The following is a 13885-nucleotide window of genomic DNA, read 5'->3' as shown; positions in this document are numbered from 1 at the left end:
CTGTAAGCCATAAGCTTTAAGCAGCCCGGAGGACGCCGACATAAATTTCGAGAAACTCCAGGTCTGGAAGCGCTCAGCCAGGCTATCAGCCGAGCTTTATAAAACCCTGCGGGATTTACGTGACTTCGGTTTCAAGGATCAGATCACGCGTTCAGGCTTATCGGTTCCCAGCAACATCGCGGAAGGCATGAGCCGATCTACGACGAAGGATAAGCGCCACTTTCTAATTATCGCGCGCGGCTCGTGCTCCGAATTACGCACTCAGATCTATATCGGCATGGAAATCGATTACGTACCCCAGGACAAAGGCCGTGAATGGCTACAGGAAACGCGAGAAATTTCCTCCATGCTCGCTGGCTTGATCGCCACCCTGGATAACGAATAGACGCAACGCCGCAAGCGGCGGTTGGTTGGGGTTTACTTACCGCTTAAAGCTTACGGCTTACAGCTCAGGATCTTGCTATGTCACATAAATCAGCCCTTATCGCCGATAATATCGAGCAGTACCTCCAGGAACACGAGAACAAGGACCTGCTGCGCTTCATCACCTGCGGTAGCGTCGACGACGGCAAGTCGACGCTGATCGGTCGGCTGCTGCACGACTCCAAGATGATCTACGAGGACCAGCTCGCCGCCATTACCCAGGCCTCCAGGACCAGCGGCACCACCGGCGACAGGGTCGACCTGGCGCTGCTGGTCGACGGGCTGCAGTCCGAGCGCGAGCAGGGCATCACCATCGACGTCGCCTATCGGTACTTCTCCACCGACCGGCGCAAGTTCATCATCGCCGACACCCCGGGCCACGAGCAGTACACCCGCAACATGGCCACCGGCGCCTCCACCGCCAGCCTGGCGGTGATCCTGATCGACGCCCGGCACGGCGTGCAGACACAAACCAGGCGGCACAGCTTTATCGCCGACCTGCTGGGCATCCAGCACCTGGTGGTCGCCATCAACAAGATGGACCTGGTGGAGTACTCCCAGGCGCGCTTCGACGCGATCGTCGCCGAGTACCGGCTGCTCGCCGACAAGCTCAATGCCCGCGACATCCGCTTCGTGCCGATCTCCGCGCTGGAAGGCGACAACGTCGTCAACGCTAGCGAGAACATGCCCTGGTACCGGACCGACGACGGCCAGCCGGGCACGCCGCTGCTCGAACTGCTCGAGACCGTCGAGATCAGCCACGACAGCAATCTCGCCGACCTGCGCCTGCCGGTGCAGTACGTCAACCGGCCCAATCTCGACTTCCGCGGCTACGCCGGCACGCTGGCCGCCGGCATCCTGCGCCCGGGGCAACGAATCAAGGCGCTGCCCTCCGGCAAGACCTCCACCGTCGAGCGGCTGGTCACGTTCGATGGCGATCTCGATGCCGCCTACCCGGGCCAGGCGATCACCGTCACCCTCAATGACGAGATCGACGTCTCCCGGGGCGACTGGCTGGTCGCCGCGGACGCCGAGATCGCGCTGTCCAACGCCTTCGCCGCCGACATCGTGTGGATGCACGAAACACCGCTGGAGCCCGGCAAGCTCTACGATCTAAAGCTCGCCACCCGCGATCTGGCCGGCAAGGTGACGGCGATCGACTACCAGGTCGACGTCAACACGCTCGAGCATCACCGCGCCGAGCGGCTCGCGCTGAACGCCATCGGCCGTTGCCGGGTCGAGCTGACCGCGCCGGTGCCGGTCGACGACTACCGCGTCAGCCCCGGCACCGGCAGCTTCATCGTCATCGACCGGTTGACCAACGTCACCGTCGGCGCGGGGATGGTGCGCGGCGCGCTGGAGGGCGGCGGCGCGGCCGGCGAGGTCGACTGGCAGGCCTTCGAGGTCGAGCTCAACGCCCTGGTGCGCAAGTATTTTCCGCATTGGCAGGCGAAGGATGTGCGCGAGCTGCTGGGCAAGTAGACGGCGAAATCCATGCGCTACGTCACGTCGCCCCGCCGGTTCCGAAGCTGGCGGGGGCGCGCGTGTCTGTGACGGGGATTTGCCTACTCTATTGGCAATCTAACGTATCGTTAGAGTCGTTCAAGATCGATATAGTGTGCGCGCTTACCCGATTGAGATGACGCATGTATAACGATTCCGTGATGATGTCGCGCTGGCAGAACTGGCGCGAGTTGAACCGACAGCTCTGGCGTCTGGGGCTGATCGGGGTGGCAACGCTGGCCTTGATGCGTGTTCTGTTGTGGCAGTCGTATGCGCCCCCCACCCTGGAAGCGCCCGCCGGCGAGATGTGGCAGGCCTTCTGGATGGGGCTGCGTTTCGATGCCAAGATCATGGCGGTCCTTCTGGGACCCTGGCTTATAGTGGCTACGGTGTTGCTTCCCTTGCCGCGCGTCTTTCTGGCCGGCTGGCGTCGCTTGTGGTTGGTCTGGGCCATCGCGACCATGGCCTTGGTCAATCTCCTGGCACTGATTAATCATTTCTTTTTTAGCTTCTATCAAGGGCCGATCAATTCGCTGATCTTCGGGCTGTTCGAAGACGATACCCAGGCGGTGCTGAAGACGATATGGAGCGATTATCCCGTTTTTCCGTTGCTGATCGTCTTGATCGGCATGACGGGAATCCAGGTCGCCCTGATGCGACGCGGCCGTCGGCATGAACGGCGCCGGCTGGGATGGCCTCAAGCCACGCTGCTGGTGGCGGCTTCCTGGGTGGCACTGGTCGGGTTGGGGCGCGGCACCCTGGGGACATTCCCACTGCGCGAAATGCATATGTCGGTGTCGTCGAATGCCTTCGTCAATGACCTGGTGCCCAGTGGACCCGAAGCTCTTTATCTGGCCTGGAATGAGCGACAGGCCAACCGGATCGGTGACGATCCGCAGTCGGGGCTGGCGCGTTACGGTTTCAGCTCTTCCATGGCGGCGGCAAACGTGCTGGGCTGGTCGCAGGCCGATACGCCGCAGGCGGTTCTCGACCGCATGACCGTGACCACCCCTGTGCGACCCGCAGCAGAAGAAAAACCACCGCATGTCGTGGTCAGCTTGATGGAAGGCTGGGGACGTCATCCGCTGGATTTCGACGATGCCGAGAATAACGATCTGCTGGGCCGCTTGCGCCCCTGGGTGAAGGAGAAGGCGGACTACTTTCCGTATGCCTTGTCGTCGGGAAACGGGACATATCCCTCACTGGAAGGAATACTTTTCGATACGCCGATCAGCCCATTGACGCAGAGTCGTTATGGCTATCGTCAATATTCGACGTCGACGGTGCTGCCGTATGAGCGCGCGGGCTATCGCACTGTCTTCCTGACGGCGGGCTCGACGCAGTGGCGAAATCTTGACGATGCGCTCAAGCGTCAAGGCTTCGATGAAGTGTTGGGCGAAAACGCGATCCGTGAGCGCTTCCCCGAAGCCAAAGGCGGCACCTGGGGGCTCTATGACGAGTGGATGTTCCGTTACGCCGAGAAGCTTCTGGAGCAAGCCGAGGCCAACGATGAGAAGTTGATGCTGGTGATGCTATCGATCACCAACCATCCGCCGTACAAGATCCCGCAAGACTACGCTCCCGCGCCCCTGGGTGTCTCACGGCTGGGCGATGCGCTTGCCGTCTCGCCCCAGTTAGGCACCTCGATCCTCGAGACCTATCAATACGCCAATGACAGCATGGGGCGCTTTTTGAATCATCTCGAAGCCGATGGATTGATGGACCATACACTGTTCGCGGCCACCGGTGATCACAACACGCGTTCTCTCATTCAGTATCCCGATGCACATGACCTGTTCGACCAGTTCGGTGTGCCGATGCTGTTGTGGATTCCACCGGCCTATCGGGGAGAGGGTGAGGCACAGGTCGATGACTGGACCAGCCATCGGGATATCTTCCCGACGCTATGGGCGCATTCACTGTCCAATGCCCAGGTACCGTGGATGGGACGCGATCTGTACACGCCACAAGCATCGCCGATGGCGCTGACATTCAATCGTCAGGATGGTGGGCAGGGCGTCATGGTCAGCGACGCAGGCGCCGCCACGAATCTCGCCGACCCGACTTATTATCGTTGGTCGGGCGGTACGCTGCAGGCGGTTGAATCCCCCTCGCGAGCTCTCAAGGACCAAACCCGGCGCGCACAGGCGCGTATGGCGCTGGAAGGCTGGCGGATACGGCGTGAGGCCTTGCAGGCCGACGCGCGTGCAACCAATTGACGCCAAGCGCGGCGTTCCCTCCAGTGCCGTATTGAAGAGCGACAGCAAGAGAGGGCTCCTTCAGCATGCGAAATAACAATAAAAATTATCGTTTGCAATGAAGGGCGAGTCACTCGGGTTTGTGTGCCACCAGCACTGCGCGGCGCGGCGCCGGATGCCCCTCGACGGTCCGCGTGCGATCGTCAGGGTCGAGAAAATCGGTCAGCGACTGAAAGTTCATCCACTCGCTGCGGCGTTGCTCGTCGCAAAAGCCAATGGCTCAGGGCGGCCGAGGAGGGCAGAAAATACACGTTGGGCATCTGCGCGTAGCGCTCGCCGGGCATCAATACCGTCGTCGCGTCGCCCTCGACGACCAGCGTTTCCAGCACCAGTTCGCCGCCCGGGCGCAGCGCGCCGCGCAGTTGCAGCAGGTGGTCGAGCGGCGAAGGGCGGTGATAGAGCACGCCCATCGAGAACAGCGTATCGAAGGCCTCGAGGTCGGCCGGAACATCCTCGATGCCGGCCGGTAGAAAGTGGGTGCGCCCGCCGTCGGCGTCGGCGACGAAATGGCGCACCGCCTGGAACTGATAATAGAAGCGCGGCGAGGGATCGATCACCAGCACGAACGACGCACCGGCCCCGGCCATGCGCCAGGCGTGATAGCCGTTGCCGCCGCCGACGTCGAGCACCCGGCGGCCCGCCAGCGGCGCCAGGTGCGGGGCGACACGTCGCCACTTCCAGTCCGAGCGCCACTCGCTGTCGATGTCGATGCCGCCAAGCCGATAGGGGCCCTTGCGCCACGGCATCAATGCCTTGAGCAGGTTGTAACAACGCCGCCGGTCGGCATCCGAGAGCGATACATCGACGCTGACGGTATCGCGATCGAGGGCGACGTCGCGCGCCGCGGCGGGTTCGGGTAGCTGGGGGAGTTTGGCCACGGCCTTCTCCCAGCCGGGCAGGTCGCCGTGGCGCTTACGGTCCAGCCCGCGGGCGAACTGCTCGGGCAGGCGCGCCAGCCAGGCATGCAACTGCTGGTCGACGAAGGCGTGATAGAGCGCCTGCTGGGCGCGGTCGGTGTCGGCCATGTCAGCGCGGCCCCCCGGTCTCGCCCTGGGCGTCCCGATACTGGGCGTCCCGATACTGGGCGTCCCGATACCGGGCGTCCCGATACCGGGCGTCCCGATACCGGGCGTCCCGATACCGGGCGTCCTTGAACGCGATCATCGCGGCGAAGTTGAGATACTGGAACCAGGTCGTGGCGCGGGCGAAACCGGCCCGCGCCAGGCGTGCATGGTGGGCCTCGAGGGTGTCCGGCACCAGCACGTTTTCCAGCGCGGTGCGCTTCTGGCTGATCTCCAGTTCGCTGTAGCCGTTGGCGCGCTTGAAGTCGTGATAGCGCTCCACCAGCCAGGCGTTCTCGGCCTCGTCGGCGGCGACGATCTTCTCCGAGAGCACCAGCACGCCGCCCGGCTCCAGCGCCTCGTAGAGCGTCGTCATCAGCGCGTCGCGCTCGCCGGGGGCGAGAAACTGCAGGGTGAAATTGAGCACGATCATGCTCACCGGGCGGTAATCGAGATGGCGGATGTCGCCCTCGACGATCTCGATGGCATGCTCGGGGCACTCGGCGGCGAGCGTCTCGCGGGCCCGGGCGACCATGGCCGGCGACAGGTCGACGCCGGTCAGCGAAAACGCCTCGGGCGGCAGGCGCCCGGCCAGCGCCAGCCCCACCGCGCCCAGCGAGCAGCCCAGGTCGTAGACATGCCCGCCGTGGCGCAGGTGGCGCTCGGCGATCACCCCGAGCATGCCGAGAATCTGACCGTAGCCGGGGATCGAGCGGCGCACCATGTCGGGGAAGCAGGCCACCACCTGCTCGTCGAAGGAAAATCGCGCGACCCGGTCGAGGGGTGTCGTGAAGATCGCGTCACGGTAAGATGCATCACTCATGGGCATTCGCTAAGCAGGCTTGGTGAGGGCGGCGGGCGTCAGGCGCTGACAGTTTACCCACCGACCGCTCGGCTTGCACCCGCCGCGAAGCCGCCGAGCACGACCACCGTCGTGCGATACGCAAGGATCGTTCAAGGAGGAGCCGATGACCGAAACCGCGACGATCGACCAGCATCCCGCCTGGAAGGCGCTGCTCGACCACGCCGAGGCGATGCGCGACGTGCATCTCAAGGATCTGTTTCACGAATCCGACCAGCGCTATCCCGACTTCAGCCGCCGGGCCGCGGGGCTGATGCTGGATCTGTCCAAGCAGCGCTGGCGTCGCGAGACGCTGGACAAGTTGCTCGCACTGGCCCGCGTCGCCGGCGTGCCCAAGGGCATCGAGCGGCTGCTGGCCGGCGAGCGGGTCAACCTGAGCGAGGACCGCCCGGCGCTGCATACCGCGCTGCGTCTGCCGGCGGACGCGCATCTCAATGTCGAGGGCGAGGACGTGGTGCCGGGCGTGCATCGCACCCTGAAGCGCATGGCGGCGATGGTCGACAAGTTTCACGCCGGGCAGTGGCGCGGCGCCACCGGCAAGGCGGTCACCGACGTGGTCAACCTCGGCGTGGGCGGTTCCGACCTGGGGCCGCTGATGGTCACCCATGCGCTGGCCGACTATCGCCCCCGCGACATCCATCCGGTCGAGGTGCATTTCGCCTCGACCATGGACGGCTCGCAACTGGCCGACTACCTGACGCGCTTCAATCCCGAGACCACGCTGTTCGTGCTGTCGTCGAAGTCGTTCACCACCATCGACACGCTGTCCAACGCGCGCACCGCCCAGGACTGGCTGATGGGGCATCTGGTCAATGGCCGCGGCGATCGCGACCTGGTGATGCGCCAGCACTTCATCGGCGTCTCGGCGAGCCCCGAGAAGATGAGCGAATGGGGCATTTCTGATGCCAACCAGCTCGAATTCTGGGAGTGGGTCGGCGGTCGCTATTCGTTGTGGGGCGCCATCGGCCTGCCGATCGCCGTGGCGGTGGGCATGGACAACTTCCGCGAGCTACTCGCCGGCGCCCACGAGATGGATCGCCACTTCGCCAACGCGGCGCTCGAGGACAACCTGCCGGTGCTGCTCGCCCTGGCGGGCATCTGGAACGTCAACTTCCTGGATATCCGCGCCCACTCGATCCTGCCCTACGAGGGTCGCCTGGAATTCTTCGCCAGTTATCTCGAACAGCTGGAAATGGAATCCAACGGCAAGTCGACCACCAATTCCGGCCAGACCACGCCCTACTCGACCTGCCCGGTGCTCTGGGGGCAATTGGGTCCCAACGCCCAGCACGCCTTCTACCAGTTGCTGCACCAGGGCACCCAGCCGGTCGAGTGCGACTTCATCGCGCCGATGCGCCGCTACGATCGCATCGAGGACGATGCCACCCGCGCGCTGCTCAAGGAGCAGCACCGCTTGACCCTGGCCAACTGCTTCGCCCAGTCGCGGGTGCTGATGCTCGGCGACGAGGCGATCGAGGACGACGGCCCGCGGCCCAACCACAAGCACTATCGCGGCAACCAGCCGTCGACCACGCTGCTGCTCGATCGCTTGACGCCGAGCACGCTGGGCTCGCTGGTGGCGCTCTACGAGCACAAGGTGTTCGTCCAGGCGACCATCTGGGACATCAACCCGTTCGACCAGTGGGGGGTCGAGCTGGGCAAGAAGATCGCCACCCAGACCGAGCGGGTGCTCGCCAGCCACGAAGGCGTCGAGGCCCTCGACGAATCCAGCCGCCACTTGATCGAGGCGGTCTGGCGTGCCGAGGAACAACGCTGAATGCTGTTTATCCGTCCAGGTTTCAGGGTATGCTGAGTGGCCCCTTGCAGGCGGCCCCGGTCGACGGGGTGCTCTATCTGCACGGTTTCAACAGCGGTAGCGATTCGCCCAAGGCGCGTCTGATGCGCGAAGCCTGCGCCCGCATCGAGCACCGCGGGCCGTTGCCGTGTCGCACGCCGAATCTTTCGCACCGGCCCGCCGAAGCCTTGGCGAGTGCCGAAGCGGCGCTCGCCGAACTCGGCGACAAGGTATTACTGGTGGGTAGCTCGATGGGCGGCTTTCTGGCCAGCGTGTTGGCCGAGCGCCACGATCTGGCGGCGGTGCTGATCAACCCGGCGGTAAACGCCTCGCGGCTGGTCGACGCCTGGCTGGGCATGGCGTTCGTCAACCCTTATAGCGGCGAGCGCTTCACCATCGAATCGGCGCATCGCGACGAACTTTTGGCGCTCGAGCCGGTGCGGCTCACGCCCGAGCGCTACCTGCTGCTGCTGGGCAGCGCCGACGAGACGCTCGATTGCCGCGAGGCGTTCGCCGCCTATCGCGGTTGTCGCACGCTGATCGAGCCGGGCGGCGATCACGGCTTCAGCCGGCTGGCGGACTACCTGCCGGCGGTGCTGGCCCACGGTGGCCATGCCGCCGGCGCGCCGCTGGCGGCCATTCAATGACACTCGTTAGCCTGATGGACACCGCATGACGCAATACAGTGCCACTTCCATTGAAGTCCTTTCCGGTCTCGAGCCGGTGCGCAAGCGCCCCGGCATGTATACCGACACCACGCGCCCCAACCACTTGGTTCAGGAAGTCGTCGACAACAGCGTCGACGAGGCGCTGGCCGGCCACGCCCGGGAAATCCGCGTGCGGCTTTACGAGGATGGCGGCATCGAGGTGACCGACGACGGCCGTGGTATGCCCATCGACATCCACCCCGAGCACGGGCTTTCCGGGGTCGAGCTGATCCTCACCAAGCTACATGCCGGCGGCAAGTTCTCGCAGTCGAGCTACCGCTTCTCGGGCGGGCTGCACGGGGTCGGCGTGTCGGTGGTCAATGCGCTGTCCACGCGCCTGGAAGTGGAGGTCTGCCGCGACGGCGAGCGCCACGCCATCGCCTTCGCCAAGGGCGAGAAGGTCGAGGAGCTGGCGGTGATCGGCAGCTGCGCCAAGCGCGCCACCGGCACCGTGGTGCGCTTCTGGCCGGAGCTCGACTACTTCGATTCGCCGCGCCTGTCGCTGCCGCGGCTCAAGCATCTGTTGCGCGCCAAGGCGGTGCTGTGTCCGGGGCTCAAGGTGATCCTGACCGAGGTCGACGGCAGCGAGAGCATCTGGCAGTACGAGGACGGCCTGCGCGACTACCTGGCCCAGGCCACCGACGGCTACGAGGTGCTGCCGGCAGCGCCGTTCGTCGGCCACTTCGCCGACGACGAGCAGGCCTGCGACTGGGCGATCCAGTGGTTGCCCGAAGGCGGCGAGCCGTTGATGGAATCCTACGTCAACCTGATTCCCACGCCGCTCGGCGGCACCCACGTCAACGGCCTGCGCTCGGGGCTGCTCGAGGCGCTGCGCGAATTCTGCGACTACCGCAGCCTGCTGCCGCGCGGCGTCAAGCTGACCGCCGACGACCTGTGGGAGCGAGTCTCGTTCGTGCTCTCGGTGAAGATGCTCGACCCGCAGTTCGCCGGCCAGACCAAGGAGCGGCTCTCCTCGCGCACCGTCGCCGCGTTCGTCTCCGGGGTAGTCAAGGACGCCTTCTCGCTGTGGCTCAATCACCACGTCGACCAGGCCGAGGCGCTCGCCGAGCTGGTGATCAGCGCCGCCCAGCGCCGCCAGAAGAGTGCCAAGAAGGTCGCGCGCAAGAAGATCACCGCGGGCCCGGCGCTGCCCGGCAAGCTGGCCGACTGCTCGGGGCAGGACCCGGTGGCCAGCGAGCTGTTCCTGGTCGAGGGCGACAGCGCCGGGGGCAGCGCCAAGCAGGCCCGCGATCGCGAGACCCAGGCGATCCTGCCGCTGCGCGGCAAGATCCTCAACACCTGGGAGGTCGAGTCCCACGACATCTACGCCTCCCAGGAGGTCCACGACATCGCCGTGGCGATCGGCGCCGACCCGGCCAGCGCCGACCTGACCAAGCTGCGCTATCACAAGATCTGCATCCTCGCTGATGCCGACTCCGACGGCCTGCACATCGCCACGCTGCTGTGCGCGCTGTTCGTGCGTCATTTTCCGGCGCTGGTCGATGCCGGCCACGTCTACGTCGCGATGCCGCCGCTGTATCGCATCGACCTGGGCAAGGAGGTGTTCTATGCGCTGGACGAGAGCGAGAAGGCGGCGATCTTGAAGCGCCTTGAGGGCAAGCGCGGCACCCGGAAGGCCGGCCCCATCAACGTGCAGCGCTTCAAGGGGCTCGGCGAGATGAGTCCGCTGCAGTTGCGCGAGACCACCATGGCGGTGGACACGCGCCGGCTGGTGCAGCTGACCCGGGTCGACGGCGACGGCACCAGCGAGATGCTCGACATGCTGCTGGCCAAGAAGCGCGCCAGCGATCGCAAGGGGTGGCTCGAGGATTACGGCAATCTCGCCGATATCGAAGTGTGATCTCGGCTACGAGCCACGAGCCACGAGCCACGAGCCACGAGCTACGGGCTACGGGCTACGAGCTACGGGCTACGGGCCATGGGGTTCGAAGCCCGAAGCCCGAAGCCCGAAGCTCGCAGCTGTTCCAGAACGTATCGAACGGGCACCGCCCGTGAAGTTTCCATGAATGCAGATAGGGCCACGCACCCATGACCATGGATATCCAAGTCGCGGAGGGCGACGTCGAACGTCTGTCGCTCCGCGAATATACCGAGAAGGCGTATCTCGACTATTCGATGTACGTGATTCTCGACCGTGCCCTGCCGCATATCGGCGACGGCATGAAACCGGTCCAGCGGCGCATCATCTACGCCATGCGCGAGCTGTCGCTGACCGCCAGCGCCAAGTACAAGAAGTCGGCGCGCACCGTCGGCGATGTGCTGGGCAAGTTCCATCCCCACGGCGACAGCGCCTGCTACGAAGCCATGGTGCTGATGGCCCAGTCGTTCAGCTACCGCTATCCGCTGGTCGACGGCCAGGGCAACTGGGGCAGCCCCGACGATCCCAAGTCGTTCGCGGCGATGCGTTACACCGAAGCGCGGCTGTCGAAGTTCTCCGAGGCGCTGCTTTCCGAGCTCGGCCAGGGCACCGTCGACTGGATGCCCAACTTCGACGGCACCCTGAACGAGCCGGCGGTACTGCCGGCGCGCTTGCCCCACGTGCTGCTCAACGGCGCCACCGGTATCGCGGTGGGCATGGCCACCGACATTCCGCCGCACAACGTGCGCGAGATCGTCGACGCGACCTGCCACCTGCTGCGCAATCCCGAGGCCACGGTCGGCGATCTGGTCGCGTACGTGCCGGCGCCGGATTTTCCCACCGAAGCCGAGATCATCTCCCCGCGGGCCGATCTCGCCAAGCTCTACGAAAGCGGCCGCGGCTCGGTCAAGCTGCGCAGCCGCTATACGCTGGAGGAGGGCAGCATCGTGGTCACCGCGCTGCCCTATCAGGTCAGCGGCTCCAAGGTGCTCGAGCAGATCGCCGCGCAGATGCAGGCCAAGAAGCTGCCGATGGTCGCCGATCTGCGCGACGAGTCGACGCATGAAAACCCTACCCGGCTGGTGATCGAGCCGCGCTCCAACCGTGTCGACATCGAGGCGCTGATGGCGCATCTGTTCGCCACCACCGATCTCGAGAAGGGGGTGCGCGTCAACCTCAACATGATCGGCCTCGATGGCCGCCCGCGGGTGCTGGCGCTTCACGAGATTCTCGGCGAATGGCTGAAATACCGGCGCGCCACGGTGCGCCGGCGCCTCGACTACCGGCTGGGCAAGGTCGAGGATCGCCTGCACATCCTCGAGGGTCTGCTTGCCGCGTATCTCAACATCGACGAGGTGATCCGTATCATTCGCGAGGAGGATGAGCCCAAGCCGGCGCTGATCGACGCCTTCGGGCTCTCCGAGCGCCAGGCCGAAGCGATCCTCGAGTTGCGCCTGCGCCACCTGGCCAAGCTCGAGGAGTTCAAGATTCGCGGCGAGCAGGACGAACTGCTCGAAGAGCGCAAGCAGCTGAAGGAGCTGCTGGGCAACGACGCCGCGCTGACCGACCTGATCGAGCGCGAACTGCGCGAGGCCGGCGAGAGCTTCGGCGACGCCCGGCGCTCGCCGATCGTCGAGCGCGGCGAGGCCAGGGCGCTGTCCGAGGTCGAGCTGATGGGCGCCGATCCGATCACCGTGGTGCTCTCCGAGAAGGGCTGGATCCGCTCCGCCAAGGGCCACGAGATCGACGCCGCCGGGCTGGGCTTCAAGTCCGGCGATCGCTTCCATCTGGCGGCGCGCGGCAAGACCAACCAGCCGCTGGTGCTGCTCGACGACAGCGGCCGCAGCTACACCCTGGCGGCGCACAACCTGCCCAGCGCGCGTAGCCAGGGCGAGCCGATCACCGGGCGGGTCAATCCCGCCGCCGGCGCGTACATGGTCGGGTTGATGTTGGCGCCGCCGGAGAGCCGCTACCTGCTGGCCTCCGACGGCGGCTACGGCTTCGTGGTGCGCCTCGACGAGCTGGTCGGCAAGAACAAGTCCGGCAAGTCGGTGCTCAGCGTGCCCAAGGGCTGCAACGTGCTGCCGCCCCAGGCCGTGCCGCGCGACGCCGAGGCGCGCGTGGCGCTGGTCTCCAACGAGGGCCGCCTGCTGGTCTTCGCCATCGACCAGCTCCCCGAGATGGCCAAGGGCAAGGGCAACAAGATGCTCGACATTCCCGGCGCGCGGGCGGCGCGCCGCGAGGAGTTCGTACGCGACCTGGTGGTGTTGCCGGGCGGTACGGCGCTGGTGATCCACGCCGGCAAGCGCAAGCTGACCCTCAAGGCGAATGATCTCGATTACTACGTCGGTGAACGTGGCCGACGTGGCAGCAAGCTGCCGCGCGGCTTCCAGAAAGTCGATCGTCTCGAGGCGCAAGGGGAGGCGTCATGACCTGCGATACGCTGATTCTGACATTGTTCGCGCCGCGCTTGCCGTCATCGGTTCTCGCCGAGGTCGATGCGCTGATCGCCGCGCATGATCTCACGGTGACGCTGAGCGAGTGGTTGTCCGGCGACGGCTCAGCGGAAGATCCCCCGCCGCATGGCGTGTGCCTCGAGTACCGATTGCGTGGCGAGGCGATCGACTACCTGCTGTTGCGCGAGAAGGCCTTGAAACTCGGCGTCATGCACGGCGTGGACATCGCCCTGCAGGAAGATTCGATCTGGCGTCGCCACCGTCGATTGATCTGCTTCGACATGGACTCGACGTTGATCCAGGCCGAGGTGATCGACGAACTGGCGCGCCGCCACGGCGTCTATGACGAGGTGGCCGCGGTCACCGAGCGGGCGATGCGCGGCGAGCTGGATTTCAAGCAGAGCTTTCGCGAGCGCATGGCCAAGCTCAAGGGGCTCGACGAATCGGTGCTCGCCGAGATCGCCGAGAACCTGCCGTTGATGGACGGACTCGAACGGTTGATGACGCAACTCAAGCGGCTGGGCTATCGTACGGCGATTCTCTCCGGCGGGTTCAGCTACTTCGCCCGTCACCTGCAGGCGCGCCTGGGTTTCGACGAGATCCATGCCAATGAATTGCTGATCGAGGACGGCAAGATCACCGGCGAGGTGCGCGAGCCGATCGTCGATGCCGAGCGCAAGGCGGCGCTGCTGCGCGAGATCGCCGAGCGCGAGGGGCTGACGCTTCAGCAGACCATCGCCGTCGGCGACGGTGCCAATGATCTCAAGATGCTGGCGAGTGCGGGGCTGGGCATCGCCTTTCGCGCCAAGCCGCTGGTCAAGAGTCAGGCGCGTCAGTCGATATCCACATTGGGACTCGACGCGGTGCTCTATCTGATCGGCTACCGTCAGGCCGATCTCGAGGCCGGTCCCGGCGAACTCGGGAAGTGACGCAGCAACCAT

The 13885-nt window shown here is 65.3% G+C and carries 8 protein-coding genes and 2 pseudogenes; 8 read left to right on the top strand and 2 right to left on the bottom strand.

Annotated features, from left to right (window positions below):
* The first annotated feature begins 40 nt into the window (after positions 1-40).
* The 3 genes from HALZIN_RS0109815 (at position 41) to HALZIN_RS0109805 (ending at position 4145) form a co-directional block, all read left to right on the top strand.
* A complete protein-coding gene (locus HALZIN_RS0109815; RefSeq protein ID WP_031384043.1) occupies positions 41-385 on the top strand; it encodes a four helix bundle protein in 345 nt (114 codons plus the stop codon).
* A gap of 77 nt (positions 386-462) precedes the next feature.
* Positions 463-1905: a sulfate adenylyltransferase subunit CysN gene (cysN, locus tag HALZIN_RS0109810; protein WP_031384042.1), complete on the top strand. Its 1443-nt coding sequence runs from the start codon at positions 463-465 to the stop codon at positions 1903-1905.
* 164 nt (positions 1906-2069) lie between these two features.
* Positions 2070-4145 (top strand): LTA synthase family protein, encoded by a 2076-nt coding sequence (locus HALZIN_RS0109805; RefSeq protein WP_031384041.1) that lies wholly within the window; start codon positions 2070-2072, stop codon positions 4143-4145.
* Between the two features lie 109 nt (positions 4146-4254).
* Here HALZIN_RS0109805 and cmoB read toward each other — a convergent pair.
* Both cmoB and cmoA read right to left on the bottom strand, forming a co-directional pair.
* Positions 4255-5209: pseudogene (cmoB, locus tag HALZIN_RS16830) on the bottom strand (tRNA 5-methoxyuridine(34)/uridine 5-oxyacetic acid(34) synthase CmoB).
* 118 nt (positions 5210-5327) lie between these two features.
* Positions 5328-6068: pseudogene (cmoA, locus tag HALZIN_RS0109795) on the bottom strand (carboxy-S-adenosyl-L-methionine synthase CmoA); the annotation flags it as partial.
* A 145-nt stretch (positions 6069-6213) separates the two neighbouring features.
* On the opposite strand from cmoA, the gene pgi reads away from it, so the two are divergent.
* From pgi to serB, 5 genes are all read left to right on the top strand, one after another.
* Complete coding sequence (gene pgi, locus HALZIN_RS0109790) at positions 6214-7884, top strand: glucose-6-phosphate isomerase (RefSeq protein ID WP_031384039.1); 1671 nt, start codon at positions 6214-6216, stop codon at positions 7882-7884.
* Positions 7885-7913: 29 nt separating this feature from the next.
* The gene (locus tag HALZIN_RS0109785; RefSeq protein WP_051907460.1) at positions 7914-8549 is read left to right on the top strand and encodes a YqiA/YcfP family alpha/beta fold hydrolase; all 636 of its coding nucleotides are present in this window, start codon (positions 7914-7916) and stop codon (positions 8547-8549) included.
* A gap of 25 nt (positions 8550-8574) precedes the next feature.
* Entirely contained in the window at positions 8575-10470 is a 1896-nt protein-coding gene (parE, locus tag HALZIN_RS0109780) for a DNA topoisomerase IV subunit B (protein ID WP_031384037.1), read from the top strand.
* Between the two features lie 188 nt (positions 10471-10658).
* The gene (gene parC / locus HALZIN_RS0109775) at positions 10659-12920 is read left to right on the top strand and encodes a DNA topoisomerase IV subunit A (protein ID WP_031384036.1); all 2262 of its coding nucleotides are present in this window, start codon (positions 10659-10661) and stop codon (positions 12918-12920) included.
* The gene (gene serB / locus HALZIN_RS0109770) at positions 12917-13873 is read left to right on the top strand and encodes a phosphoserine phosphatase SerB (RefSeq protein ID WP_031384035.1); all 957 of its coding nucleotides are present in this window, start codon (positions 12917-12919) and stop codon (positions 13871-13873) included. The genes parC and serB overlap by 4 nt, the downstream gene beginning before the upstream one ends.
* The last annotated feature ends 12 nt before the right edge of the window (positions 13874-13885 follow it).

Source organism: Halomonas zincidurans B6 (assembly GCF_000731955.1).
GTDB lineage: Bacteria > Pseudomonadota > Gammaproteobacteria > Pseudomonadales > Halomonadaceae > Modicisalibacter > Modicisalibacter zincidurans.
Note: the sequence above shows the minus strand (reverse complement) of the source record. Positions and strands in the feature narration are given on the sequence as shown.